At 57.6% G+C, this 26,304-nt stretch carries 19 protein-coding genes; 12 read left to right on the top strand and 7 right to left on the bottom strand.

Going from position 1 to position 26,304, the window contains the following annotated elements:
* Positions 1-16 precede the first annotated feature (16 nt).
* Positions 17-424 carry an aminoacyl-tRNA hydrolase gene (gene arfB / locus ACYVGU_RS12355; RefSeq protein WP_460622350.1) on the bottom strand — a complete coding sequence of 136 codons (408 nt, stop codon included), beginning with the start codon at positions 422-424 and terminating at the stop codon, positions 17-19.
* A gap of 67 nt (positions 425-491) precedes the next feature.
* On the bottom strand, positions 492-938 hold the full coding sequence (locus ACYVGU_RS12350; protein WP_460622349.1) for a hypothetical protein: 447 nt from the start codon (positions 936-938) through the stop codon (positions 492-494).
* A 99-nt stretch (positions 939-1,037) separates the two neighbouring features.
* Here ACYVGU_RS12350 and ACYVGU_RS12345 point away from each other — a divergent pair, with 99 nt between their 5' ends.
* Both ACYVGU_RS12345 and ACYVGU_RS12340 read left to right on the top strand, forming a co-directional pair.
* Complete coding sequence (locus tag ACYVGU_RS12345) at positions 1,038-3,095, top strand: M13 family metallopeptidase (RefSeq protein ID WP_460622348.1); 2,058 nt, start codon at positions 1,038-1,040, stop codon at positions 3,093-3,095.
* Positions 3,096-3,410: 315 nt separating this feature from the next.
* Positions 3,411-4,112, top strand: coding sequence for a head GIN domain-containing protein (locus ACYVGU_RS12340; protein WP_460622347.1), 702 nt, complete (start codon positions 3,411-3,413; stop codon positions 4,110-4,112).
* Positions 4,113-4,217: 105 nt separating this feature from the next.
* On the opposite strand, the gene ACYVGU_RS12335 is transcribed toward ACYVGU_RS12340, so the two are convergent.
* The gene (locus ACYVGU_RS12335; RefSeq protein WP_460622346.1) at positions 4,218-7,115 is read right to left on the bottom strand and encodes a PA14 domain-containing protein; all 2,898 of its coding nucleotides are present in this window, start codon (positions 7,113-7,115) and stop codon (positions 4,218-4,220) included.
* Positions 7,116-7,525: 410 nt separating this feature from the next.
* A complete protein-coding gene (locus ACYVGU_RS12330; protein WP_460614950.1) occupies positions 7,526-8,056 on the bottom strand; it encodes a hypothetical protein in 531 nt (176 codons plus the stop codon).
* A gap of 207 nt (positions 8,057-8,263) precedes the next feature.
* Between ACYVGU_RS12330 and ACYVGU_RS12325 the strand changes: the two genes are divergently transcribed.
* A complete protein-coding gene (locus ACYVGU_RS12325; protein ID WP_460614949.1) occupies positions 8,264-9,211 on the top strand; it encodes a 3-oxoacyl-ACP synthase III family protein in 948 nt (315 codons plus the stop codon).
* Positions 9,212-9,333: 122 nt separating this feature from the next.
* On the opposite strand, the gene ACYVGU_RS12320 is transcribed toward ACYVGU_RS12325, so the two are convergent.
* Both ACYVGU_RS12320 and ACYVGU_RS12315 read right to left on the bottom strand, forming a co-directional pair.
* A complete protein-coding gene (locus ACYVGU_RS12320) occupies positions 9,334-11,451 on the bottom strand; it encodes a matrixin family metalloprotease (protein ID WP_460622345.1) in 2,118 nt (705 codons plus the stop codon).
* Positions 11,452-11,632: 181 nt separating this feature from the next.
* Positions 11,633-12,547, bottom strand: coding sequence for a DUF72 domain-containing protein (locus ACYVGU_RS12315; RefSeq protein WP_460622344.1), 915 nt, complete (start codon positions 12,545-12,547; stop codon positions 11,633-11,635).
* A gap of 380 nt (positions 12,548-12,927) precedes the next feature.
* On the opposite strand from ACYVGU_RS12315, the gene ACYVGU_RS12310 reads away from it, so the two are divergent.
* The 5 genes from ACYVGU_RS12310 to ACYVGU_RS12290 all read left to right on the top strand — a co-directional run bounded on the left by ACYVGU_RS12310 (position 12,928) and on the right by ACYVGU_RS12290 (position 17,930).
* Entirely contained in the window at positions 12,928-13,746 is an 819-nt protein-coding gene (locus tag ACYVGU_RS12310) for a septal ring lytic transglycosylase RlpA family protein (RefSeq protein ID WP_460614946.1), read from the top strand.
* A gap of 168 nt (positions 13,747-13,914) precedes the next feature.
* Positions 13,915-14,514: a hypothetical protein gene (locus ACYVGU_RS12305; protein WP_460622343.1), complete on the top strand. Its 600-nt coding sequence runs from the start codon at positions 13,915-13,917 to the stop codon at positions 14,512-14,514.
* Positions 14,515-14,589: 75 nt separating this feature from the next.
* Positions 14,590-17,064, top strand: coding sequence for a penicillin acylase family protein (locus ACYVGU_RS12300; protein WP_460622342.1), 2,475 nt, complete (start codon positions 14,590-14,592; stop codon positions 17,062-17,064).
* A gap of 28 nt (positions 17,065-17,092) precedes the next feature.
* Positions 17,093-17,533, top strand: a complete 441-nt coding sequence (locus ACYVGU_RS12295) for an energy transducer TonB (RefSeq protein WP_460614943.1) — start codon at positions 17,093-17,095, stop codon at positions 17,531-17,533.
* A 10-nt stretch (positions 17,534-17,543) separates the two neighbouring features.
* Complete coding sequence (locus tag ACYVGU_RS12290; RefSeq protein ID WP_460622341.1) at positions 17,544-17,930, top strand: hypothetical protein; 387 nt, start codon at positions 17,544-17,546, stop codon at positions 17,928-17,930.
* Positions 17,931-18,003: 73 nt separating this feature from the next.
* On the opposite strand, the gene ACYVGU_RS12285 is transcribed toward ACYVGU_RS12290, so the two are convergent.
* Entirely contained in the window at positions 18,004-19,266 is a 1,263-nt protein-coding gene (locus ACYVGU_RS12285) for an alpha/beta hydrolase family protein (RefSeq protein WP_460622340.1), read from the bottom strand.
* A gap of 216 nt (positions 19,267-19,482) precedes the next feature.
* On the opposite strand from ACYVGU_RS12285, the gene ACYVGU_RS12280 reads away from it, so the two are divergent.
* The 4 genes from ACYVGU_RS12280 (at position 19,483) to ACYVGU_RS12265 (ending at position 26,252) form a co-directional block, all read left to right on the top strand.
* Positions 19,483-19,914, top strand: coding sequence for a BlaI/MecI/CopY family transcriptional regulator (locus tag ACYVGU_RS12280; RefSeq protein ID WP_460622339.1), 432 nt, complete (start codon positions 19,483-19,485; stop codon positions 19,912-19,914).
* Positions 19,871-21,232: a TonB family protein gene (locus ACYVGU_RS12275; RefSeq protein WP_460622338.1), complete on the top strand. Its 1,362-nt coding sequence runs from the start codon at positions 19,871-19,873 to the stop codon at positions 21,230-21,232. Before ACYVGU_RS12280 ends, ACYVGU_RS12275 begins: the two co-directional genes overlap by 44 nt.
* Before the next feature lie 225 nt (positions 21,233-21,457).
* Positions 21,458-22,495, top strand: coding sequence for a hypothetical protein (locus ACYVGU_RS12270; RefSeq protein WP_460614938.1), 1,038 nt, complete (start codon positions 21,458-21,460; stop codon positions 22,493-22,495).
* A gap of 253 nt (positions 22,496-22,748) precedes the next feature.
* The gene (locus ACYVGU_RS12265; RefSeq protein WP_460622337.1) at positions 22,749-26,252 is read left to right on the top strand and encodes a PAS domain-containing protein; all 3,504 of its coding nucleotides are present in this window, start codon (positions 22,749-22,751) and stop codon (positions 26,250-26,252) included.
* The last annotated feature ends 52 nt before the right edge of the window (positions 26,253-26,304 follow it).

Genomic DNA, 26,304 nt, shown 5'->3' with positions numbered 1-26,304 from the left:
GGCCAACCGCTTCAAGCTAAAAATCGAGCTTGCCGCGGTTGGCCTTTTTTTCGCCGTGCTTTTTCTTGGACTCCAGGCGCTGGCGCACGGCGCCTTTGCTGGGCTTGGTGGCTTTGCGGGCCTTGGGCTTGTGCAGGGCTTTTTGGAGCGTTTCATGAAATTTGCGCAAGGCCGTTTCCTTGTTGCGCAGCTGGCTCCGATCTTCCTGCGCTGAAATCAGCAACTCGCCTTCCGTGGTCAGGCGCGAGGCCAGCTTTTGCAGCAGCGTTTGCTTTTGCTCTTCAGTAAGCAGCTCCGATTCCTGAATGCGAAAGCGCAACTCTACTCTTGACTCTACTTTGTTTACGTTTTGGCCGCCGGGCCCACTGCTGCGGCTGGTTTGGAAAATGAGTTCGGGCAGAAACGCGTCGGCGGGAGGTAGCATGAGAGCAGTAACGAGGTATACAGAAAGGAGGGGTTTGCGCGCTGCGCAGGGCTAGTAACCAAGCTGCCTAGGCGCCCACAAACTTCAGCATTTTCCAGAGCAGCCACCCCAGCCAGCCGGCCCGAATCGTCCAGGCCACGGTGCGAGCCCAGTTCGTGCGCACTAGCCCATCAATGGCCACATAGTCGTAGCCCTGTGCCAAGCGGTTATGGAAAGGCACGGAGATGAAAAAAGTGGCCGCCCACACAAAGAGCACCAACGCTAGCTGCCACCACCGGACCAAGCCCAGCTCATGCCCCTGCCAGGCCAAGGCGCACGCCAGCAACAATTCCAGCACCATGGGGCCCATCACTACCCACCCAATACGGGTGGAGTGCTGCTGATGAAACTCCGGAAATGTGTCGGGGTTAGCCTGGGCAAAGCCGGGGTAATGCACCAGCTGCACCGTCCAGATTACGCCGGTTAAGTACACCGTTACCAAAAAGTTAAGGAGAGTAAGTTGGGGCAAATCCATAAGCAGGCAACGAGGACAGCAGAATAGCTGTCTTTGTGCCTACGTGAAATACCTGGTTCGCGCTACATTCGCCTGCTCATCTGTTTTCCCACTTCCTTCATGCACCTCTCCCCCTCTCTGCGGCCCTGGCTACTGGCAGCTCCTGTTCTGGGCCTTTTTCTAGGTAGCTGCAACTCCGGCGGCAAGTCCGGTACTGCTCAGCCCGACCTGATTCAGGCCAACCTCGATACCACCGTGCACCCCGGCGACGACTTTTACCGGTACGCCAACGGCACCTGGTTTACCCAGCACCCCATTCCGGCTTCCGAAAGCAATTGGGGCATCGGCAAAGAGGTACAGAATGAAGTGTACGCCCGGCTGCGCAAGCTGAACGAAGACGCCGCCCGGGCCAATGCCGCAGCTGGCTCGGTGCAGCAGAAAATCGGGGATTTTTGGGCCACCGGCATGGACTCCGTGGCGCTTGCCAAGCAGGGAGCCGCGCCCCTGAAGTTGGAGTTAGACCGGATTGCGGCCATGCAGTCGGTGGCCGATGTGCAGACTGAAATTGCCCGCCTCAAACCGCTGGGCGTGAATGCGCTCTTTGGCAGCTACATCGGGCAAGATGCCAAAAACAGCGACAAAATGGCCTTGCAGCTGTACCAGGCGGGCTTGGGCCTCCCAAACCGCGACTACTACTTCAACAAAGACGCCCGCACCAGCAACATCCGCAAAGAGTACAGCCTGCACCTAGCTAAGATGTTTGGGTTGCTAGGCCAGGATGCGGCTACAGCCCAAGCCAATGCGGCCCGCGTGATGCAGCTGGAAACTAAGCTAGCCGCCGCCTCGCGCAAGCTGGAAGCCCTGCGCGACCCCTACGCTAACTACAACAAACTGACCGTGGCGGGCCTCGATAAGCTCACGCCCGGCCTCAACTGGAAAACGTGGCTAGGGCAGCTTGACCTGGCCCAGGTGGATACCGTAATTGTAGGCCAGCCGGAATTTTACAGAGAAGCCGGCCGCCTGCTGCAGACTGCCCCACTCGCCGACTGGAAATCCTACTTGCAGTGGCACCTCGTGAATGCCTATGCCGGCACGCTCAGCCCCGCTTTTGATGAGCAGAACTTCCACTTCTACGGCACTATTCTGCAGGGCGCCAAGCAGCAGCGGCCCCGCTGGAAACGGGTGCTCGATGCCGAGGAAAACGCTATGGGCGAGGTACTAGGTCAGCTTTTCGTGAAAGAGTACTTCCCGCCCGCTACCAAGGAGCGCTACGAGAAGCTAACTGAAAATGTAGTAGCCTCTTTCCGGGAGCATATTCAGAAGCTGGACTGGATGAGCGACTCTACCAAGCAGAAAGCCCTCGTGAAGCTGGGCAAAATCACGCGCAAGGTGGGCTACCCCGAGAAATGGAAAGACTACTCCACGTTGAAGGTTGACCGCAGCTCCTACGCCCAAAACGTGATGCGCGCCAACGAGTGGGCCTACCGGTACAACTTAAGCAAACTGGGTAAGCCTGTAAACCGCCAGGAGTGGGAAATGACGCCCCAAACCTACAACGCCTACTACAACCCCAGCAACAACGAAATTGTACTGCCAGCGGCCATATTCGCCATTCCGGGCCTGGTTGATGCCAACGCCGATGACGCCATCATTTATGGGTACGCGGGCGCCAGCACCATTGGGCACGAGCTTACGCACGGCTTTGATGACGAGGGCAGCCAGTTTGATGACCGCGGTAACCTGCGCAACTGGTGGACCAAGAAAGACCGCCAGCTGTTCCAGCAGCGCGTAAATGGCATTGTGCGCCAGTTCAATGGCTATACCGTGCTCGATTCCCTGCACATCAACGGCAAAGCCACCGCCGGCGAAAACATAGCCGACCTGGGCGGCATCGTCATTGCACTTGATGCGTTTAAGAAAACCGAGCAGTATAAGAAAGGCGAAAAGATTGGTGGCCTCACGCCTACGCAACGCTACTTCCTAGGCTATGCGCTGGGCTGGCAGGTGCACCAGCGCGACGAGCGCCTGGCCCAAGCCATCCTGACCGACGTGCACTCGCCGGCGCAGTACCGCATCAACGGCCCCTTCGCCGATGTGCCGGAGTTTTACGAGGCCTTCAATGTGAAGCCTGGTAACAAGCTTTACTTGCCTGATTCGGCCCGCGTGAAGATTTGGTAACACCTAGCGTGCACTAGGTAGCTCAGCCTCTTAAAGCCTCGGCCCCATGCCAATGGTTTCTCGCGAAACTGTTGACATGGGGCCGATTGGCAGTGGCAGCAGCCTGGATAGTTACTAGGCATCAGGAGTTCTCGAACCCTAGGTCTGCTGTTGCCTGCAACTGCTTTACGCACAGTATTAAGAGTTTGCGCACCGACTATTTAGGTCTGATTATATAGACGCCGAACAATTGTTTTGTGCAAACGGGCAACCCTTGGCGGGCGTGCTCCATCTTATACGCTGATATCCACCTTTAATGTGCTCAGTATCATGAAAATGCTTCGTTTACTTGTACCCGGCTTGCTGCTTGCTGTACTTCTGTTGTCGGCCTTTCGGGTGGCTGATACGCGCGAGACGCGCTCCGTGGGCGCTTTCACTTCTGTGGGGTTGGGCGGCTCGATGAAGGTAGTGCTGCGCCAGGGCAGCCCGCAGAAAGTGGAAGTAGTCGGCAACTCCGAGGACCTGGCCCACCTCGAAACGAAAGTCACCAACGGCCAGCTGCACATCAATACTAAAAAGGAAGGCTACTTCAACTCGTACCGCTACAAAGACAATGTTACGGTGTTCGTGACGATGCCCACCATTAAAGCGCTAGGCGTAAGCGGCTCGGGCACCATTAAGGCAGCGGACCCCATTAAAGCCAACAACTTGGACCTGGCGGTGAGCGGCTCGGGCGGTATTGAGCTTACCAGCGTAACGGCCGATAAAATCAGTTCTTCGCTTTCGGGTTCGGGTACCATTGCGGCATCGGGGGCAGCGCCATCGCATGATATCAGCGTGAGCGGCTCGGGCGGCGTGCAAGCTCGCAACCTGAAAAGCAAAACCTGCAGCATCAGCATTAGCGGCTCTGGTGATTGCCGGGTACAGGCTACCGACCGGCTGGAAGCCAGCATTGTAGGCTCCGGTGATGTGTACGTAACCGGCCACCCCCAAATCAAAAGCTCCGTGGTAGGCAGCGGCCGCGTTCATCAGCAATAGCCGCAGTTTTCACCAAAGCTCTAGTAAACCCAAAGCCCCGGCTGCCATAGCAGTCGGGGCTTTGGGTTGTTTAGGACCCTAGGCGAGTGTCCTACCCGCCAGAGGCTAGCGGCGTATTTCCAGGCGCTGTGTTACGATGCCTTTGCTTGAAGCCAGCCGCACCATATACACGCCCGGGGCCAGCTGGCCGGGCCGCAAGGTGTGCTCAGTGCTGCTGCTGGCCGGCAGTTTCTGGGCGTAAACCACCCGGCCCGTCAGGTCCAGCACCTGCAGTTCCATGGCTTCGGCCGTGGGCTGCTCCAACCGAATGGTGCAAGCGCCATCGGGGGTTGGGTTGGGGAAAAGGGCTAGGCGCATACCCGCGTTGGCTGCTCCTTCCTTCCGGACAGATACTACTTCCGAGAAGCGCGCACTGCCATCCAGATCAACCTGGCGCAGGCGGTAGTAGCTCAGACCGGCAAACGGCGTGCGGTCAAGGAAGGAGTACACCTGCTGGCGCTGCGAGTTACCAGCCGCCGCTACCTCCCCTACCGGCTCAAACACCTGGCCGTTCACGGAGCGCTCAACCAAAAAGGCGGCGCTGTTTACTTCCATGGCAGTTTCCCACCGAACTGCTACCCCGGCTGCCTCGGCCTGCGCTCCAAAGCGCGTGAGCGTAACTGGCAGAGGCGCATTGGAGGTGGAGGTACAGAGCCGACCCGCCGGCACCACCTGCCGCGCAATGCCTGCCGCCGTGTTCGAGTATTCAAGCCGCAGCACATTCAGCCCGCCGTCATCACCATACACTATCAGAACATCGTGTAGGCCCGCCGTAAGGGTTACCGTTTTAGACACTGTTTCTTGCAAGTGCTGACCGCCATTGTCGATAAATGCGTTGCCGGCAGTAGGATTGTTAGCAATTGCAAAATTGTCGAGCCACATATACGAGGCGTCATCTGAAGTCAGGTAGAACGTGTAGGTACCATCAACCGGTATAGAAATGCGGCCTCGGAAACGCACTGTGAAGTCGTCGGGGCTTCCTTCCGTTGAGGTGCTGGTGGCAATTCCCGTCAGGTCTCCCCAGCTACCATCGTTCGTGTAATTGAGGGCCTGCGTAAGCCGGGTCTGGACGGGTGCTGGATTATTGTTAAAGAAATTGAGCTTATCGAAATACCCTTGAAAAAACTCGGCATATAACCCCGACGAGGCGCGGCCGCCGCCGGCATCAAGCCCACGACATTCCAGCGGCGCTACGGCTACCACCTGCACCGAATATACCTGGGCAAACACGGCAGTTCCGCCACCATTGCGGGCGGCCACATCAATAGAGTAGGCTCCCTCCGGCACGGTAGTGCCAATAGTCAGGCGGCCGTTATCGGGGTTGATGGTGATGCCGGCGGGCAAAGCAGCCGCGTTGGCAATGGTATACTGTACCACTTCCGATGCGCTGGTAGTGGTAGGCAAACCTGAGTTCACGGCCCGGCCTACCGGCATGCGCAAGGTGTTGGGGGCGTACGTCAGGGCTGAAGCTAGGGCCTGTAACGGCTGGGTAGAGCTACAGAAAACACTGGTGGGCACTACCTGCCGCGCAATGTTCAGGCCGGGGCTGGCATACTCCAGCACTAGCTGGTTGTTTACCTCCAAATCGCCATAGAGAAAGGCAATGTTGTGCAGGCCGGCGCTGAGCTTGAGCGTAACACTTCTCTCTTCGGGCAAGTGCAAGCCACCGTTATTGATGACGGCTTCATTTAGCTTTAGTACGGGCTCAAGGGCGGCGTTGTCTAGCCACATGTAGGCTGCGTCATCGGCGGTTAGGTAGAAAGTATACGTGCCGGTAGCCGCCAGGTAAATGCTCCCGCGTAGGCGCACACTAAAGTTTTCGGGGTTGGCTTGGGTGCCCTCAGCCACCGGCAGTAGGTTGCCAAAACTATCATCTTCTGAAAAGTTTAGCTGCACTTCGGTGCGGATAATGCCGGGGGTTTTACCCGTAAAGAAAGCCGGATTATCGGCATAGTAGCCAGCGAAATACTCGGCATACAGTCCGGCGGCTGTGGGCTCTCCGCCGGGGTTCAGGCCTCCGCAGCCGCTAGGGAGTGGGGTAGTTACCTGAAAGCGGAACGCGTTGCGGAAGGTGCTGGTGCCCACAGCATTGGTCACGGCCACATCAATATTGTATTGTCCCTGCGGTACGGCAGCGGTAGCGCTGATCACGCCAGAAGTGGCATTGATGCTAATACCCGCGGGTAGCGTGGCGGCATTGGCCAACGCATAACCCGTAACGGCTGAACTCCCGTTCTGGACGGTAGGGGCAGCTGAAGTGCCGGTACCACCACTTGGGAAGGCGCGCTCCAAAGGGCTGTAGGTAATGGCGCGCGGCGTGAGCGGAGCCGGTACCTGTGCGGTGCAGAACGCGGCCGATGGAATTACCTGCCTGCTGATGCCGGGCCCGGAGTACTCCCACACCAGCACATTGTCGCAGCAGTCGTCGCCGTACAGCACCAGCACATTGTGGCGGCCGGCCGTGAGCGTAATCGTTCTTGCTCTGGTTTGGCTGGTATGGTTTCCGCCATTGTCAATTAGGGCCGTGCCAAGAGTGGGCGGCAGCAACAGCGCCTCGCCATCCAACCAGACGTAGGCGGCGTCGTCGGAGGTGAGGTAGAAGGTGTATTCGCCGGTAGTAGGAATCAGCAGGCTGCCCCGCATGCGAAGGCTATAGCGGTCAGCATCCGTTTCGGAGCCTTGCGACACTGCCAACAGGTTACCGAAACTGGCCGCATCCGGGAAGTTCACCTGAGATTCAATCCGCGTGATGCCGGCGGGGTTGCGGTTATCGGAGAAAAACCCCAGGTCATCATTAAAATATCCGGTGAAGTACTCAGCGTACAGGCCTGTAGCAGCAGGCTGCCCGCTAGGGTCATTACCGGTACACGCCTGCGCTGAAGCCGACGAAACCCGAAGCAGAAGTATCCCAAACAACACGAAACCCAACCAAACCAATTTACTTGTAGAGGAGCCGTTTTTCATGCTGTCGAGATTTATTGTAATTAAGACACTATGCACTACGTACTAAAGGTAAAATAATACATGCAAATTGCAACATTCTGTTTTTATATTGTATTAATAATATTATATCACTTTCACTATTCTAATATTATTTCCTTTAGGCCCACTGGTTAACATGTTATAACAACCTGACCTTCAATTATTCATACATATTACTATGAACAAAATTTTGTAATTAGTTGAGCTCATAGTACTCCTGATGCCAGTTGAAGTCAACTGTTCAAGACCCCGCCCGATTATTCAAACCAAGGACAATAGCAACTCTAACTATTTGATATTTAGCCATATAATCCAATCAGCCCGCAGCCGTCAGAGCAATGCTCTGACGGCTGCGGGCTGATTGGATTATACAAAGTGAGAGCTGCTAAGCGCTACCAGTCGAACAGGCCTCGCCGGGGTGCTTCCTTCGATTTCCTTTTTTCTTTTTTCTTGTCTTTTCCGTCCCCGAACAAGCCATTCAATAAGCCGGTGTTCTTTTCTTTTACTAGAATGTAGCGCACCGACAAGGCCGTCGGAAAGCGGGCCCAATCGTCGGAGTTGAACTCAACTGTTGGCTTAAAATCAAGGCTCAGCACGATTGGCGTAAACGCTACTTTGTACTCTACCCCTGCTAGGGCATCAAGGCCGCCAAAGCCGCCCGTGTCTTTGTTGTTGCCTACATGGCCACCCGCCCCGAAATAGTAGTTGAGGCTAGGCCCCAGAATACCGAAGTGACGCTCAGCTAACACCGTGGCACTCACTTCTCTGGAGCCTACCAGGGCCAACCCTTCCAGAGTGGTTTTCTCGAAGATCTTCTGCTGAATGGTGAGCCCGTAGTTGTTTTTGCTGAGGCGCAGGCCAGCAGCAGTGCGGTATTTTTGTGCGTGCGCATCGGAGGGTGCCAGCAGGGCAGCGGTCAGCATTCCGATGACCGAGAGCCCTCCTGCACGGAGTATCTGTGAGAACATCATAATCTTTTAAGAGCGGCTTTGAACCTGAGCAGCAGCTACGCGTTCAACGAACAGTACGGATGCAAAGTACGGGCCCGGTTCGGAAAAGCCGTCAACTTGCCACCCAACGGTGTACCTTGCCACCGTTTTCGCTTTGCTCCTAATTCCTCTTTCACGCCCGTGTACATTCATCAGGTGGCGGCTTATCTGCCCGCCGAAATCATTCATAACGAACACTTCACCCGTCTGAACGGACTTTCTCACGAGTGGATTACGGAGCGTACTGGCATACAGGCGCGCCGCAAGGCTGGCCCCGGCGAAAACACCAATACCATGGCTCTGGAGGCAACGCGCCGGGTTATGGCTCAGACGGAAGCCTTCCTGCCCGCTGAAGTTGATTTGATTGTAGGTGGCACCTACACTCCCCACGACACCATTTATACAGTAGCGCACGCGGTGCAGCGCGAACTGAACGTATCGGATATTCCGGTGGTCAGCATTTCGTCGGCCTGCTCTTCCTTGCTGAATGCGGTAGAAATTGTGGAAGGCTATTTTGCCTTGGGCAAAGCCAGCCGGGCCCTGGTGGTGGTAAGCGAGCATAACACGGCCTACAATAATGAGCACGATACTATAGCCGGCCACTTGTGGGGCGATGGGGCCTCGGCGCTGCTTATTTCCAAAGAGCGACTAGCCCCCACTGACCTGCATATACGCTCGGTGCTAACTGGCGGCGCCGGCAACATAGGCAAAGCCGACATTGCCGTGACGCTGAAGCCCGTGGAAAAAGGCATTGTAATGCCGCATGGCAAGGATGTGTTTCTGCATGCCTGCACCTACATGACGCGGGTAACCCAGCAGATTCTGGAGCGCAATGGCCTTTCCGTGGCCGACGTAACGTACCTGATACCGCACCAGGCCAATTTGCGCATTACCAAGAACGTGTTGCAGCAACTGGGCCTCTCCGAAGACAAAGGCATATCCAATATTGAGCAGTTGGGCAACACGGGTTGTGCCGGCGCAGCCATTGCCCTAGGCGAAACCTGGAACCAACTGGAACCCGGCAACAAAATTATCGTGACGGTATTTGGCGGCGGCTACTCCTATGGCGCCATGCTGCTGGAGCGCTAACTCCAAACGGTTCATGCCCCAAGCCGAGGTAGCAGCATTTGCTAGGCCTCTATGTAACGCAAACCGCCCCGCTCGTCCGCCATCAGGCACTACGAGCGGGGCGGTTTGCGTTACATAGAGGCCTAGTCCAGACGAATGAAGGGGGTAGTGCCTTTGGCGCCGTTAGAATCGGTCCAGCGCACTAGGTAGTAACCAGGGCGCAAGTCGGGCGGAGTCACAACCAACCGGTTAAGGCCCAATTGATAATCGAGCAGGGAGCCGCCCAGATACCGGCCCACCGCATCATAAAAGCGCACCGTGAGCGAGCCATTGGCCGTACCCAGGTACTGCAGCCCCAGCGGGCCACCTTCACCCGTGACAGGGTTTGGGAATATCTGGAGCGTGTTTACAGCAGTAGCATCGTCGGTGACGCCTACTGGCGGGCTGGTATCGAGGCTGTTATCGGGCCGGCGCACTCGCACGCGGTAGTAAAGCAGCCCGGTGGGCGCTTGTGCATCCTGGAAGCGGTATTGGCCGGTGCCGTTTCCGGCGGCTACGGTGCCTAGTGTTTGCCACCCCCTAGTTGTATCGGCGGGGGCGCGCTCTACCACAAACTCGGTTACAAAGCACTCGTCGCGGGTGGCCCATTGTACCGTTACGCCCAAGCCAGCGGCAAAAATGGCGTTCTGGCTTATTAAAGGAGCCGGCAACATGGCGGGCTCCCCACAAATCGGGATGTTGAAGCCGCGGGTGCGGAGTACGTAGCGGCCACCTGCTATATCACTTATGGCCGCTAGCTCCCGGCTCCGTTGGCCGCGGGCTATGGCGTAGTGCATTACGGCGGTGGGCAAAATCAAGTGGGCAAGCTGCTGGGCATGGCCTAGCTCGTGCACTGCCACCGACTCGAAGTCTATCTGATTAACACTGGGGTTAGCAGGCCCGTACTGCCAATTCACGTCATCGTCGAACTGCATGTCCAGCTCCTGTACATAAAACGATACGTTGCCGTTTGGCAGGTAGCAGCCCAGGTAGTAGCTAGTAGTGCGGCCCAGCACGCCCGCCGGCAACTCGCTACTGCCATCGAACCCAACAGCATTCTGCTCATCTTCGTCGGCGCCGCTCTGGGTGCGGGTGGGGCCTACTTCCCAGTTGATGCCCGTTTGGCAACGCCAGCTTGCAAGGGCCCGCTGCCACGAGGCAGTTGCTGCTGCATTGGAAGCAAAGCTTGGATCGAAGCGGAACGTGATACCGCCCGAGCTGTTTTGGTTACGGTGCCCCGGCACGCCGCGCTGCTTGGTGTTGGTATCCTCTACGTTGGCAGCCGCATAAATTACCGTGATGGGCAGCGGGCTTAGGCCCTGCACCTGCTCGGAGGTAGATACGCGCACGGGCCCAGTGCCGGCTGGGTTGCCGGTGGCACTATGCGAGGGTACGCGCACCTGAATGCGGGTAGCGCTCCAGCTAACGTAATCATCTTCGTTGGCCTTGGTGTAGCTGGCGCCGCCGTCATCGGCATTCCGAAACTCCACGTAGCCCGTGCCGCGGGTAGCGCCAAAGCCGGTGCCCGAGATAGTAAGCACTGCGCCCGTTCCGGCCGGCAGGCTCAGCGGCGACAAGCCCGTAATTACTGGTGCCAACCCGCGAGCCGCTACAGGCGCCGTCTGGCGGGCCAAAGCCTGCTGCAATGCTTGGTTGGGGGCAATTTCCCGCGGAGCGGCCGCTGCTACTTTCTGGTAGAAAGCCGCATTCAATTGCTCATAGCGCCGAAAAGGATCGGTAGCTGTGGCCGTGCTCAGGTCATACTGCACAAAGCCTTGCTGGCTGGCATACACGGCCCAGCCAGAAGTGCTGCTCAAGCCTTTGAAAGCCGCTTTCTCGAGAAAGAAGACACCTTGCTGCCCCAGTGAAAGGGAAAGCGTATTGGTTAGCTGTTGGCGTTCCAGGCCTACGGTGCCGCCTTCTGTTAGCACGGTTAGCGTGGCGGGCGCTAGGCCTTTGAGTTGCTTAAACACCCGCAGCTGATGGCGGGTAAAAATTCGCCCACTTGGCGCTCTAAAACTCTGGGCGGTAACTACCTCAGCCTCTACAATGAGCGCGGCGCGGGCTGCGCGCACGGCGGGGTCAATGGGCAGCAACAGGCAGTGGGTTTCCGGAGCAGCAGCCAGTAGCGGGCTGGCAGGGTCGGTAGATTGCGCCTGACCACGAGGTGAGGCCAACAGGCACATCGCCACAGCTGACAGCAGGCGGGGTAGAAATTTCATAGAATAGAAACGGTCCGTGGGCTTTTAGTAAGGTACTGGTTTTGGCTGCCGAAAGATTGGCAGGCCCCGTATTTTTTACTTGACTTGCTTGTGCTACCAGTCGCTGTGCCCGCAACCCAGCACACAGTTCGAGAGCCTATAAGGCCTAGCAACTTACTAGGCTGCCCTTGCGCTCAAACCGTTAAAACAAGCTCCCCTGTACTGGTTGCGGAATTACGCGCGGTGGCTGCACGGCCATGCCGGTAAGCTCGTGCAGGCGGCGCAGAAAGTGCTCAGCCCAAATAGGCGAGTGCATAATATCTTTCTGATGGATAAATACATAGGCCGTATGCAGCCCTGCTTCCAGCCATGCCGCAATGCGCGCTGCCCAGTCATCAGCCCTCCGGAAGTCAGAGTCGATAAGGCTGTGGCCGTTCAGGCGCAGGAAGGCAACGGGCGTAGTCAGGCGCATGTGCAGCACGTCGCGGCGGCCGGCCACATCACTTAGCACGAGTGGCTTGCCTAGGGCCTCGAGCATGGCCGTTACGGAGGCAAGTAACTCCCGATCAGCAAACCAAGCCGGATGCCGCAGCTCTACGGCCAGCGGCACAAAGGCCGGAAAATCGAGCAGGTAGCGCTCCAGGCGGGGCAAGTGCTCCGGACCAAACGTAGGCGGCAGTTGCAGAAACGTGTGGCCCAGGGTTTCGCCCAGCCCCTCAATAGCTCGGCAGAAGCTGATGGTAAGGTCGTCGGCGTTGTACAGGGCGCGGTCGTGGCTGATTACCTGGGGCAACTTGGGGCAAAACCGGAAGCTAGCGGGCACCGCCTCGCGCCAGCGTCGCACGGTAGTCGCGTCCGGAATGCGGTAGTGCGTGGTGTTCAGCTCAATGCTATTGAACTGCCGAGCGTAGTGATGGAGGTAGTCAGTTTCCCGGATGCCTTGCGGAAAATAGCTCCCTAGCCAAGCCTTATTGGTCCAGATGGGGCAGCCCACATACACGGTAGGAGGTGCGGGCTGCGCCGGTAGGGCACGCGCCAACAGAGTGGGAGTTTCGGGGTGGTCCGGAGGAAGCCGAAAATTAACGTAGCGCAGGTCGGAAAGGCGGCCAAAATCCATAGCCGAAGGTACGGCAAAACCAGCTCCCGCCGTTACACTTCAACCAGAGCCTGAACCGTCTATCTGCTTACTGGTCTTAGCATATTTCCGGGACATTTGCAACCTGCCTGCCCGAGCTTCCAATTCAAAAATGACAAAATTTTATTAGCCGCCGATTGTCTTATTTCTGCACGCCCCTACAACATGTATAAAAAGAGTACAAAAGTCGTCTTAACGAAACACAATCAGGCATTTTAGGCTATTACGTCGGATTATTTAAATACAATAATTATAAAAAAAGGTCAATTTTGAAGCAATAGTAGGTGTTCATACGTGTGTGGCAAAGGTTGTGGTTTGGCTAGCCCTTCTAGATTTGTCTGACTCACCAACCAGGAAAATGTATGAAGTTTGTTACACGACTACTTTTCTCGGGCTTGATGATGGCCACGCTCTTTGTGCTCCTGACGGCCTTCTCGGCTTCAGCCCGTACGCTGCGCGTAAGTGATGATGAAAAAGCCCCAGCCGGTGCCGCTAAAAAGGCAACCGTATTACGTGGCCGCGCCTCTTGGTACGGCCGCGAACACCAAGGATTGCGCACCAGCAGCGGCGAACGATTCGACCGGAACAAGTACACCTGTGCCCACAAGACCCTGCCCTTCGGCACTCGTCTGCGGGTTTCCAATCCTGAAACCGGTAAGTCGGTGGTAGTGCGGGTTTCCGACCGCGGGCCATTCCGTCATCAGCGCATCCTCGACCTCTCGGAAGTTGCGGCCCGCCCTTTGGGCATCGTTACGCATGGCGCCGTGTCGGTGGTAGCCGAAGTGGTGAGCCCCGAAACGCCCCTGGGCCCTACGGATGCCCCCGAGAATCTGGCTGTGCTGGCTGAAGATTCAACAGTTGAGGTTGAACTCCACACCGATATACGCTCCGGCTCTACCGAGGCAGCTGATGTAGCCCTCACGGCTGAGCCTTCGGCAACTTACGTCATTCAGGCCGGCACCTTTGGCGACGTACGCAATGCCCAGGCCCTGATGGATAAGATTCAGAGCTCAGAGCCCAAGCTGCTCGTGACCAGCATTGCTACCGCTTCGCCCGAAGGTAAAGCCCTGAATCGTGTGGTAGTAGGGCGCTTTGCCACGCCCGCCGAAGCCGATGTAGTTCGCCAACGCCTAGCCCGGCTAGGTATTGCCGGCTTGGTTCGGCAGGGCGAAAACCTGTAGCAGATTCCTTTTACCTTACAAAAAGGCCGTTCCTGTCCGGGAACGGCCTTTTTCGTTTCAAGCAGGGTATAGCTCTTTATTGAATATTTATTCTATTCTATGCATAAATGGCATCTATTGGAGTTCGTTGATCATCTTTGACTCAACAATTCATTTATTCTTTTCTACATGTTAAAAACGTATTGCCTTCTGGCACTCGGCTTCACTGTATGTACTGCCAGCACGGCTCTGGGTCAAACCACAAAGGGCACCACGGTGCTAGGTCTGAGCGCTGGAAACATTAGCTACCAAAAAAATAACGGCTACCGTCAGATTAGCGCACAGCTTGCTCCTTCCATTGGTACGTTTGTGGCCGATAATGTAGCGCTGGGCATTGCCATACCTGTTCGTTACTCCTCCGTGAAGTCGCCGTATAACTTCGGCACCAGTCGAGGTCTGGAATTGGCGCTTTTGCCGTGGCTCCGTTACTACCTTCCTTCCAGCAGTAAACACCGGGTATTTGGTGAGTTAAGCGCAGGAGGAGTACTGGATAGCTATCGGACCGAGAGGGATGGCATCACTTTCAAAGGCAACGATGTTAGCCTGCTGGCCAGCCTGGGGGTAGGATACAGCTATTTTATCACGCCGAATGTGGGTTTGGAGGCATTGGCAAAATATGCTACCAACACAGGCAACTCAACCGTATTTGGCAAGGGCTACCTTGACATCAACCTGGGCTTCCGGGTGTACCTGCCGCAAGGCGGCGCTGCTTCGGTTCCGGCAGAGTAAGGGGGTAGGTCTCACTAGCTAACAATAGAATACGAAGCATTTACTACCTTCCGGGCTCCTGCTCGCTGGTTCTGTATGCTTCGTATTCTTAAGGCTGCCTTCGCTTTACTTATTACTCTTACCCTCACGTGGGTACTGAACACCAAACAAGGCGATGTACCGCCTGTAGCGCGGCTATTGAGCCCCTACCAGGGCTTTTGGCGAAATGGCGAGACGCCCGATGACTTTCCGGAGCAGCAGACCCTAGCACTGCCCGGCCTGCACCAGCCCGTGCGCGTGCGCTTCGATGACCGGCGCGTGCCGCATGTTTTTGCCGAAGACGAGCACGACCTCTACTACACCCAGGGCTACCTCACGGCCCGCGACCGGCTCTGGCAGATGGAGTTCATGACCCGGGTAGCGGCCGGCCGGATTTCGGAAGTAGTGGGACCAAAAGCGCTAGAGTACGACCGGTTTCAGCGCCGCATGGGCCTAGCATACGGCGCCGAAAACTCCCTGCGCGAAATGCTGCGCAACGATACCACCAAGCTGATTCTGGAGTCGTACTCGGCGGGAGTGAATGCCTACATCAGCAGCCTTTCGCCGAAAGACTACCCCTTCGAATACAAGTTCCTCGACTACGCCCCGGAACCCTGGCAACCGCTGAAGTGCGCCCTGTTACTGAAGCTGATGGCTTGGGACCTAAGCGGCCGCTCCGACGACTTGCGGATGAGCAACATCCTGAGCAAGTACGGCCCGAAGGTGGTGCAGGATCTGTTCCCGGATTACCCCAACCGCGAGTACGCCATTGTGCCGCCGGGCACGCCGCGCAACTTCACGCCGGTGCCGGTGCCTCCTACCCCTCCCTCCTTTGCCGCGGCCATGTCGGGCAAAGTGCCGGCGCGGGAGCCGGATGCCGAACTGGGCTCCAACAATTTTGCCGTAGCAGGCAGCCGCTCAGCCTCCGGACTGCCACTGCTGGCCAACGACCCGCATTTGCAGCTTAACCTGCCCAGCATCTGGTACCAGATTCAGCTGCATGCTCCGGGCCAGAACGTGTACGGCGTAACCATTCCGGGGGCGCCGGCCGTCATTATTGGCTTTACTGAAAACGCGGCCTGGGGCGTTACCAACGTGGGCGGCGACGTGCTAGACTGGTATCAACTCAAGTTCCGCGACTCAACCAAGCAGGCCTATTGGCACGATGGCCGCTGGAAGCCCGTGCGCCGGGTGGTGGAGCGCATTCCGGTGCGCGGCCTCCCCGACCGGCTTGATACCGTGCTCTATACCCACCACGGCCCCATTGTGTACGACCAGAACGAGAAGGTTTTTAACAAGCAAACGCCCGTGCGGCACGCCATGCGCTGGACGGCCCACGATGGCGCCAACGAGGTGCTGGCCTTCTACCGCCTCAACCACGCCCGCTCCCACCAAGATTACCGCCGCGCTCTGCGCACGTATGGCTCACCGGCCCAGAACTTTATCTTCGCCGATAACCAGAATGAAATTGCCATTCAGCCCAACGGCCGCTTTCCGCTGAAGTGGCCCGACCAAGGCAAGTTTATTCTGGATGGCACCGACGCGCGCCACGACTGGCAGGGCTGGATTCCGATGGAGCAGAACCCGCACGTGAAAGATCCGGCCCGCGGCTTCGTGTCGTCGGCTAACCAGCCCTCCGCTGGCCTCGACTATCCCTACTACTTGGGCTGGGACTACGCCCCTTCTGACCGCGGCCACCGCATCAATGAGCGCCTAGCGCGTATGCAGGGCGCAACCCCCGATAGCCTGCGGTTGCTACAGAATGACAACCTAGGCGTGAATGCTCGCCAGATGCTGCCCTGGATGCTAACCACTATGGCTGGCACCAAGCTTACAGACCGCGCATATCCACCACTTGCCCCTAGTTCTCCGGAAGGCAAAGTACTAGATAAACTCCGGCTCTGGAACTACCAGTACAGCGCCGATGCCGTTGGCGCTACCGTGTTCGAGCTATGGTACAATGACTTGGTGAAGCGCCTGTGGGAAGATGAGTTTGGGGCAGGCACGGGGCTAGAAATGCGCTACCCCAGCCGCGCCCGCACCAATCAATTACTGCTTCAGGAAGCAGAAACAGCACCGTGGGTGGATAACCGCAGTACGCCGAAGCGCGAAAACATCCAGGACCTGCTGAGAGCTTCCTTGCACTTCGCCGTCGATTCCTTGACCCGCAAGTTTGGGCCGCTGGGCGCAGAATGGGCGTGGACCAACCAGAAAAGCACCGACATCAACCACCTGGCTAACCTGCCCGGCTTTGGCCGCCATGATATTGAGTGCCCCGGCAGCCCCGGCTCCGTGAATGCCACTGGCCCACGCAACGGCCCCTCGTGGCGCATGGTGGTAGCGCTGGGCCCACAGGTGAAGGCGTACGGCATATTCCCCGGCGGGCAAAGTGGCAATCCAGCCTCGGCGTATTATGATGACATGATTGAAAGCTGGCGGTTGGGCAAACTCGATGAGCTAGTATTTCTACGGGCCGCCGACGAAAACCACCCGCGCCTGCAAGCCGCCTGGCGGCTGGAGGCGGCTCAGTAACTGATTTCCTTTTCTATTTATCTGTTCTATGATGTACTTATCACGCGCTGTTCTGGCCGCCTCCTTAGTACTAGGCACCTATTCCGCCGTAGCCCAAAATCCTACCCCCGTCCCGATGCCCACCGTTCCGGGCCCACCTGCGGCCAGCCGCGTGCAGGCCTATACATATGTGGAGCAGATGCCCGCTTTCCCAGGTGGCAAGGAGGCCCTGCTGGCAACCATCCAACAGAACCTGCGCTACCCCGCCATGGCTCCGCAACGGGGCTTGGAGGGCCGCGCGTTTGTGCAATACATAGTGCTCCCCGATGGCAGCCTCACCCAGATCGAGGTGATAAAGGGCCTAGGGGCTGGTTACGATGAAGAAGCCATTCGGGTGATGGAAAGCCTGCCCCGCTTCAGCCCAGGCCGGCAGAATGGCCGCGCCGTAGCCGTCATCCAAACTATTCCTATCATTTTCAAAAAGCCCTAATTGCCCGCGTATGGCTCGTTTCTGGCTTCTACTTTTCCTGATTGCCGCCTTGACTTCGGTCGCCCAACTGTTTCTGCCGTGGTGGAGCTTGGTGCCTGTTTGCCTGCTGCTGGCCGCGTGGCGAGGCAGCTCGGCTTGGCTGGCATTTCTGGTCGGACTGTTGGGCACGGGGCTGAGCTGGTGGCTGCCAGCCTTGTGGCTGAACACCCACGGTGCTGAGCGGCTGGCTAGCCGGTTGGCCTCTCTCTTCCCCCTAGGCGGCAATGCCTGGACGTTGGCGTTACTGAGCGGGCTGATAGCTGGGCTAGTAGGTGGGCTGGCGGCTCTTACTGGCTACTGGGCCCGCCAAGCACTAGCCCCTGCCACGGCGCCTACCCCGGTTTCATCGGAAATCTAACCTAGTAAGCAACCACAGAAAAGGCCGCGCATCCAAATGATGCGCGGCCTTTTCTGTGGTTGCCTCACTCCGACTAATACTGCGAGATAAACGCAAACGCCTGGAGCGTGTAGTTGGCTACTGAGGTAAAGTGGTTACCGCCCTGAATGGGGCGCAGCTGCACTTGGGTGGCGCCGCGGGCCCGCATGGCGTTGTAGGCATCTTCGGAGTTGAAGAATGGCACGTAATCATCGGCGGTGCCATGGAAGAGGGCTAGCGGCGCTACGGGCTTCCAGTCATGCAGGTCGTTGCTGCGGAAGGTGGCGCTCAAGGCTGCGTCGGAGCTAGTAAGCACGGCCTGGCGGAAAGGCTCAGCAAAAAGCTGTTGGGGCCGACTAGGCACCGCTCCAAACGGATTGGCTTGCAGCTGCGCCGCATACGGCTCCTTAAAGTACGCCGACAGCGGCCGGTTTAATCCATACACGCGGTTGTAGGTCGTCAGGACCCACACGTAGGTGCTCAGGAAATTCAACGACTGCTCCGACTTCATGATATACTGCGCAAAAGCCGTTTTGTGGTAGGCACCGGCCCCGGGTGCACTTGCCGTTACGGGTAACTCGGTGGCGTATTTTTCTTCCAGCAGCTTGTGCAGCGCCATAGTGGCATAGCCGCCTTCAGAATAGCCCAACAGGAAGTTTTTCTGGTTTACGGCCACGTTTTCCTTTTTCAAGAATTCACGGGCTGCCCGCAGCATATCCGCTGAGGCCGTGGCAAGCGAAGGGCCGTGCTCATAGGGGTGTGGCAAGGCCTTAGAGGCGCCGTAGCCAATGTAGTCGGGGGCCGAAACCACGTAGCCCGTAGCTGCCAGCACCGATACTACCGACCATAGCTCGCTCCCGGAGCTGTAGTACGAAGGCGCCCGGTTTTCATCTTCGGGCCGCAGGGTGCCGTGCTGGTAGCTGATAACTGGCAGGGCCTGAGGAGTTACCGGAACCAGCACCGCACCGGAAGCCGTAATGGCCTTCCCATCGGTGTTGGTGGTGGCATAGGTGAGACGGTACACCTTAATGGGGTAGCGAGCCAGGGCACCCACCAGCGGAATCTCGTTTACCCTGCTGGCCAAGGCAGTTGTGCTGTATTCGCCGATTAGGGTACTGCCCACCAGCACCGCTTTGGGTTCGGGCGCTACGGGTGGGGTAGCAGTAATAGGGGCAGCTGGCTCCGGCGAGTTGCTTTTGCAGCCCGGCGCGGCCGTAAGTAACACGAGCAGGCTCAGCAGCCAAGTGGCAGGTATGCGGGCAGAGGCCCGTCGCAGATCAGGTAGTTGCACAGAAGACAGAATGAAGGACGTAACCATGTGACGGGCCTAACACCGGAAACGCTAGGTCGCGTTCCGCACCCAAGTCGCTCGGCTTCTGGTTCGGGCCGCCTAGTAGGTTCAGGCTATGCATCACCCTAGTAACCGCCGGCACCTCAACCTGGCTGGAGTCAGAATATTTTATCTTTTTATCTAAGAAATTAGTTGCATAACTAATTTCTTAGTTTTACATTTATCTACTTCACTCCTACTTCTATGTCTGATTCATCATTTCCCGAACTCACCCGCGCCGAGGAGCAAGTAATGCAGGTGCTCTGGCAGCGCGGCCCTTCCTTCGTGAAGGACGTGGTGCCCGAGCTGCCGGCCCCAACCCCGGCCTATACCACAGTGTCCACTATCATCCGCATCCTGGAGCAAAAAGGCTTCGTTGACCACGAGGCGTTTGGGCGCACCCACCGCTACTTTGCGCTCGTTGGCCAAGATGAGTACCGGAGCTTTTCGCTGCGGAAGCTGCTAGGCGGCTATTTCGGCGGCTCGTTTAGCCGGTTGGTTTCCTTTTTCGCCAAGGAAGAAAACCTGGATACAACGCAGCTCGATGAGCTTCTACGGCACGCCCAGTCATCACCTCCTACCCCACCCACTGATGCTGACCTCCCTACTTCCGACGACCCTTCCCGCCCTGTGTAGCTGGCTGATTCAGAGCACCCTGCTGCTGGGTGCTGGCTGGCTGTTTTACCTTCTGGTACTGCGGCAGGAGCGGTGCTTTCAGTATAACAGGCGCTTTCTGCTGCTGGCACCTTGGTTGGCGCTGGTATTGCCTCCGTTGCTAACCCTAACCATCCCCTGGCTTCAGGCAGTGATACTGCCGTTAGGAAGTATATCGGGCAAGGGGGCCTTCCTGAGTGCTCTGCTGCCGGAAGTACAGGTTACAGCCAACGGCACAGTACCTGTGGGCGGGCTGGCTATAGCCGGGGGGTTGCCACTGGTGTATGGAGTAGTAGTGCTGGCGCTGCTGGCTCGACTGGGGGCGCAGGTACTGCAGCTCTGGCGTACTACCCGCTCCTGGCCCCGCGAAAGCCGCACGGGGTACACCTTGGTATTCACCGGAGGCCGGCGCCCGGTCAGCTCCTTTGGCCGGTGGGTTTTCTGGGACGAAACCAGCCACCTCACGCCCCCAGAGGCGGAGGCAGTACTGGCCCATGAGGTGGCGCACGTGCGCCAGGGCCACACCCGGGCGCGTCTGCTTCTGGAGGTAGCACGGGCACTGCTTTGGGCCTGCCCTGTTGTGCACTTCTTCCCAAGGGCGCTGGAGCTAACGCATGAGTTTCTGGCCGATGCCGCTGCCCTGCGCCCTACGGTTACCGCACCGGAGAAGCCGGCCGAATCTTATGCGGCGCTACTGGCCCGCCTGGCATTGCGCCAGCTTCATCCTGAGTTACCGCTTACGCATTCCTTTACCAATTCTCTTACCCTTACCCGTATTCGTATGCTTACCTCCCAATCTCCTGTTCGCCGCTGGAAGCAGTGGCTGGCACTGCCGCTCAGCGTGGCGCTGCTCGGGCTACTGGCCTGCGAGAAGTCTGCCGAGCTTTCGCCCCCGCCCCCGCCGCCACCCACTCTCATTACTACCAATGACCGGATAGCTCCTCCTCCCCCACCCCAGCTGGTGTATACGTATGTCGAGCAAATGCCTGAGTATGCCGGCGGCCAGGAACAGCTCCTGCGGGATATCGCCAAGCAGGTAACGTATCCGGCCGCTGCCAAAGCAGCTGGCCTTGAGGGCCGCGTATTTGTAAAGTTTATTGTGGCTGAAGATGGCAGCATACAAGCGGTGCACCTTCAGAAAGGCATACCAGCGCCGAAAGGACAGGAAGCCGCCGCTAAAGCACTGGATGAAGCAGCCCTAGCCGCTGTAAAAAGCCTGAATGGCCGCTGGACTCCCGGCCGCCAAGATAGCAAGCCGGCCGCCGTTTTCTACACCGTTCCGATAAGCTTTGCTTTGTAACAAGCGGGCTACTAGCCGCTTCACATTCTCCGCTGTAAAGTGGAGGCCTGCTCAAAACAAAGTCGCCGCTCTGCATACCCAGAGCGGCGACTTTGTTTTAAAAATCACATTAAAAACAGGTTAAAACGCGGATTTTCTTCTAGTAACCCGAACCAGCTATTCCACTTTTCGTTCGGAAACCCGCTACCTTAGAGGCACCATTCGCTTTCAATTCGTTTCCTTTCAGTGACTTATTTCCGGACTTTCACCCGCTTGGCGGCCCCTGCGCTGGCTTCTTTGGGCCTTGCTTTTACCCTCACTACCCTGCCCGGCTGCGGTTCACGCTCCGCCACCGACACGGAAACCCCGGCTACCCTCGCCGACACCGCCAAGCCGGTAGTAGTTGATACGCTGGCCCTGCAGAAGCAGGCCATGCGCCGCGACTCGCTCAAGGCCGACTCTATTGCCAAGAAAGATGGCCAACTGCCCGGCGCTATTCTGCCTGGACACCGCATTATTGCCTTTTATGGTAATATCCGCTCCAAGGGCATGGGCATTCTGGGCCGCGAGCCGAAGGAGCAGATGTTCCGCAAGTTTAAGGGCGTGCTGAAAGAGTGGCAGGACGCCGACCCTTCCATTCCGGTTCAGGCTGCGCTGCACAACGTAACCATCACGGCCCAAGGCACGCCTGGCAAAGACGGAAAGTGGCGCCTGATGAACTCAAAAGCTACCATCGAGGAAGTGTTGAGCTGGGCTAAGGAGCACAACTGCATTTTGTTTCTGGATGTGCAGCCAGGACACAGCACTTTAGAGGCCGAACTGCCCAAGCTGGAGCAGTACCTGAAAGACCCCATTGTGCACCTCGGCATCGACCCAGAGTTTTCGCTTTCGACCATGCCCGGCGTGCGTCCTAACCAGAAAATCGGCACCCTAGATGCTAAGGACGTAAACTTCACGGTGAACTTCTTGGCCCGTATCGTGAGCGAAAACAAGCTACCGCCCAAAGTCCTGACGGTGCACCGCTTCACGCGGAAGATGATTACCAACTACAAAAACATCAAGCTTGACCCCCGGGTACAGATTGTGATGCACATGGACGGCCACGGCGAGCCTACCCTGAAAAAGGACTCGTACCATGACTACATCCAGACTGAACCGGTGCAGTACACAGGCTTCAAGCTATTCTACGAGTACGATGCTCGCCCCAAGCCGCACCACATCATGACCCCCACTGAAATCCTGACGCAGCTTACGCCCAAGCCGTTGTACATCCAGTATCAGTAAGCTGTCTGCGCTAGTTTTATCAGAAAAAGCCCCACCAATCCTGATTGGTGGGGCTTTTTCTGTTCTGGCCTCCCGCCACCGGAGCCCGGGCTGGCAATGAGTTTATGCAATACCGTCTGGTATTCGGCCAGTGTAACTTGTCATTGGCAGGCAAAGCACTCGCATGCAGCGTGTGGTTAGTATCTTTAAAAAAATGGAGGCTAGTGCATTTCGCCCATAGGTGTACTCGGCACGCTTCCTTAGCCTCCTTGGTATGCCCTCTTTCCCACCCCTGTCCGACTATCTGAGCCTGTTTCGGCATCTGCCCGGCAACTTTTTGCTGATTACCCCCGATGCAGACTACACCATTGCGGATAACACCGATGGCCACGCGGCCGTCTCGTTTAAGCACCGTGAGGAGCTGGTAGGGCGCCCTTTGTTTGAGGCGTTTCCGGCAACCAACCCGGAGGCACATCAGATTATGCTGGCCTCTTTGCGGCAGGTGGAGCAAACCAAGCAGGCGCACACCATGCCCCGCATCCGCTATGATTTGGAGCGCCCCCTGGAGCAAGGAGGCGGCATGCAGGAGCTGTACTGGCAGGCAACGCATTATCCCATTCTCAATGAGCAAGGCGGCCTAGGCTACATTCTGCAGCAAACCGAGGACGTAACGCACCAGCAAGTAACCGAGCAACAGCAGTTGCAGGTGCAGCAGGAGCTAGCCGAAAGTCAGCAGCAAGCCCGCTTTTTGCTTGAGGCCTTGCCCCTTATGATGTGGACCACCCAGCCCGACGGCTCGGCGGACTACCAAAACCCGCGTTGGCTTGAGTTTACGGGCCGGCAACCCAATGATGTAGCGGGCAAGAGCTGGCTGGAAGATATGTATCCGGCCGACCGGGAGCGCGCGCAGGCGGCTTGGGCGCAGGCGCAGGCGAGTGGCCAGCCCTATGAGGCAGAGTACCGGTTGCGCCGCCATGATGGGGAATACCGCTGGATCCTGAGCCGCGGGGTACCGCGCCACAATGAGGCCGGAGAAATAATTGGCTGGGCCGGCACCGGCACCGACATTCACGAGCAGAAGCAGGTACAGCAGCAGCTAGCCGAAAAAGACCGGCAGCTGCACCAGATTTTGCAGCAGATTCCGGCGCATATTGCCACACTCAGCGGGCCCAACCATGTGTATACCTTCATGAATACACGCAGCGAGCAGCTGTTTGGCGGCACAGTGCAGCTAGGCGTGCCCGCGGTACAGGCCCGGCCGGAGTTTGCCACCAACGGCTATCTGCAGCTGATCAACCATGTGTATGAAACTGCGGTGCCCTTTGTGCTCTCCGAGATGCCTATGGAGCAGCCACCCGCACCTGATGGCTCGGTGAGTACGCTGTACTTCGACGGCAGCTTTCAGCCCCTTACAGATGAGCAAGGCCAGACCCAAGGCATTCTGGTGTTCGGGCTTGACGTGACGGAGCGGGTAGTAGCCCGCCAGCGGACCGCCGAGCTGATGGACGAAATCCGGCAGCAAGATGCGCAGTTCCAGACCCTGGTGGAATCACTACCCCTGCTGATTTCCATAACCGATGCCGAGGGTAACGTACTGTACCTGAATCCGCAACACTACGCCTACACGGGACAGCCGGCTACCGGCGGGGCCGAAAAATGGAAAGATGCCGTTCACCCAGACGATGTCGAAAGTTTCCAGCAGGCGTTTGCCCAGGCCCGAGCGCAGGAGAAACCCTGGTCGATGGAGCTGCGGTTGCGTCGCCACGACGGCCAGTACCGCTGGCAGCTGTTGCATTCCGTTCCGCTGCTGCACCCCAGCAATAACACCATCACACGGTGGTATGGCTCCAGTATCGATATTCATGATGCCAAGCTATTTCAGCAGCAGCTGGAGCAAAAAGACCAGCAACTACTCCAGATTCTGAGCCAGGTACCTGCCTACATTGCCACCGTAAGCGGGCCCGAGCACCGATTTACCTTCGCAACACCCAACTACAATACCCTAATGGGCGGGCGCGTGCAGCTAGGCCAGCGGGCGGCGGAGCTATTACCGGAAGTAGCGGCTCAGGGCTTCATTGACCTGCTTGAAACCGTGTACCGCACCAACCAACCGCACATTGGCCACGAGAGTCCTATTCAGCTACTGGACCCAGAAACCGGAGGCACCCGGGAACACTACCTCGATTATGTGTACCAACCGCTCTACGATAACAAGGGCGAAGCGCAGGGCATTTTGGCGTTCGGCATTGATGTAACCCAACAGGTACTGGCCCGGCAGCGGGCCGATAGGCTGGCGGCGGAAGTTCGGCGCAGCGACGAGCGGTTGCGGCGCATGCTCGATGCGCTGCCCAACATCACCTATATCAATGAGGCCTCCGGCGACGGGCATTATGTAAGTCCGCAGTGGTATGCCTACACGGGCCTGCCAGAGGGCTCCAGCATTGCCCAGCATTGGCGAGACGTCACGCATCCTGATGATTTGGCGCGGGTAGAAAACCACTACCAACAAGCGCGGCAACAGCAGGGCGGCTGGAGTTTCGAGGTGCGGTTTCGGGGAGTTGATGGCCAGTACCGGTGGTTTCTCAACCAGGCCCAACCCGAGCTGGACGCGGCTGGGCTGCTGCTGCGGTGGTACGGCTCCAACACCGATATCCATACCCAAAAGGAGCTTACGGAAGCCCTGCGCCAGAGCGAGGAATACTTCCGGTTCCTTTCAGAAAGTGTACCCCAGATTATCTGGACAGCGGAGGCCGATGGCCAGGTAGACTACTTTAACCAGCGGCTGCTGGAGGTAACTGGGTTGCGGCCCGAAGACTGCCTAGGCTTTTCGGCCTGGGCAGCCCTTTTGCACCCCGATGACGAAGCCCGCTCCTTGGCTACCTGGCAGGCGGCTTACCAGAATGGAACTCCCTATGAAATAGAGTACCGCTTTATTTCGCGCACGGGCGGCTACCGCTGGTTTCTGGGCCGGGCCGAGCCACTCCGCAACGAGGACGGCCACGTCATTCGGTGGTTTGGCTCCTGCACGGATATCGACGAGGTAAAGCAAAACCAGCAACTGATGCAGCTGCAAAACTCGCAGCTCACCCAAATCAATCAGGCCCTCGATAACTTCGTGTACACCGCCTCGCACGATTTAAAGCAGCCGATTACCAACATGGCGGGCATTTTTGAAGAGCTCAAGCGCAACGTTACCTTCCATGACCAAGATGCCGCGCAGCTCATCGGGATGTTCGATGATGCGCTGCAGCAGATTAATGTCACTATCCGCAACCTTTCCGATGTGGTTCAGGTGCAGCGCCAGCACGATCAGCTGCCAGCGGAGCCTATTGAGCTGCTTGCGTTTGCCCAGAACATTATCCTGAGCTTGCAAGACCAGGTGGAGGAACTGCACGCCCACTTGGAGCTAGCCATTGATCCGGCGCTAACCGTGCTAGTGATACGGCCCAACCTCCAGAGCATCTTGTTTAACCTGCTCGGCAACGCACTTAAATACGCCGTGCCGGAACGGCCACCCCATATTCAGGTAACGGCTACCACCAAAGAAAACTGGCTGCTACTCAGTATTCAGGACAACGGCTTGGGTATTGACCTAGACCGCTACGGCCAACAGCTCTTTCAGATGTTTCGGCGGTTCCATTACCACGTTGAAGGCTCAGGTATGGGCCTATACCTCGTCAACCGCATTGTGCAGCAGTCGGGCGGACGGTTGGAGGTAGAAAGTGAGGTAGGGCGAGGCACGTTGTTCAGAGTACACCTCCCGCTCCCGATCAGCTAACACACAACAGCCGCTGACCCATTGGATCAGCGGCTGTTGCAGTAAGTTGAGT

The organism is Hymenobacter tenuis, assembly GCF_054780495.1.
The sequence above is the reverse complement of the archived record's forward strand: the minus strand, read 5'-3'. Positions and strand labels throughout refer to the sequence as shown.

Bases quoted from the DNA above. Each gene is read 5' to 3' on its own strand.
- arfB (WP_460622350.1), bottom strand. From the start codon at position 424: ATGCTACCTCCCGCCGACGCGTTTCTGCCCGAACTCATTTTCCAAACC.
- ACYVGU_RS12350 (WP_460622349.1), bottom strand. From the start codon at position 938: ATGGATTTGCCCCAACTTACTCTCCTTAACTTTTTGGTAACGGTGTAC.
- ACYVGU_RS12345 (WP_460622348.1), top strand. From the start codon at position 1,038: ATGCACCTCTCCCCCTCTCTGCGGCCCTGGCTACTGGCAGCTCCTGTT.
- ACYVGU_RS12340 (WP_460622347.1), top strand. From the start codon at position 3,411: ATGCTTCGTTTACTTGTACCCGGCTTGCTGCTTGCTGTACTTCTGTTG.
- ACYVGU_RS12335 (WP_460622346.1), bottom strand. From the start codon at position 7,115: ATGAAAAACGGCTCCTCTACAAGTAAATTGGTTTGGTTGGGTTTCGTG.
- ACYVGU_RS12330 (WP_460614950.1), bottom strand. From the start codon at position 8,056: ATGCTGACCGCTGCCCTGCTGGCACCCTCCGATGCGCACGCACAAAAA.
- ACYVGU_RS12320 (WP_460622345.1), bottom strand. From the start codon at position 11,451: ATGAAATTTCTACCCCGCCTGCTGTCAGCTGTGGCGATGTGCCTGTTG.
- ACYVGU_RS12315 (WP_460622344.1), bottom strand. From the start codon at position 12,547: ATGGATTTTGGCCGCCTTTCCGACCTGCGCTACGTTAATTTTCGGCTT.
- ACYVGU_RS12310 (WP_460614946.1), top strand. From the start codon at position 12,928: ATGAAGTTTGTTACACGACTACTTTTCTCGGGCTTGATGATGGCCACG.
- ACYVGU_RS12305 (WP_460622343.1), top strand. From the start codon at position 13,915: ATGTTAAAAACGTATTGCCTTCTGGCACTCGGCTTCACTGTATGTACT.
- ACYVGU_RS12300 (WP_460622342.1), top strand. From the start codon at position 14,590: ATGCTTCGTATTCTTAAGGCTGCCTTCGCTTTACTTATTACTCTTACC.
- ACYVGU_RS12295 (WP_460614943.1), top strand. From the start codon at position 17,093: ATGATGTACTTATCACGCGCTGTTCTGGCCGCCTCCTTAGTACTAGGC.
- ACYVGU_RS12290 (WP_460622341.1), top strand. From the start codon at position 17,544: ATGGCTCGTTTCTGGCTTCTACTTTTCCTGATTGCCGCCTTGACTTCG.
- ACYVGU_RS12285 (WP_460622340.1), bottom strand. From the start codon at position 19,266: ATGGTTACGTCCTTCATTCTGTCTTCTGTGCAACTACCTGATCTGCGA.
- ACYVGU_RS12280 (WP_460622339.1), top strand. From the start codon at position 19,483: ATGTCTGATTCATCATTTCCCGAACTCACCCGCGCCGAGGAGCAAGTA.
- ACYVGU_RS12275 (WP_460622338.1), top strand. From the start codon at position 19,871: ATGCTGACCTCCCTACTTCCGACGACCCTTCCCGCCCTGTGTAGCTGG.
- ACYVGU_RS12265 (WP_460622337.1), top strand. From the start codon at position 22,749: ATGCCCTCTTTCCCACCCCTGTCCGACTATCTGAGCCTGTTTCGGCAT.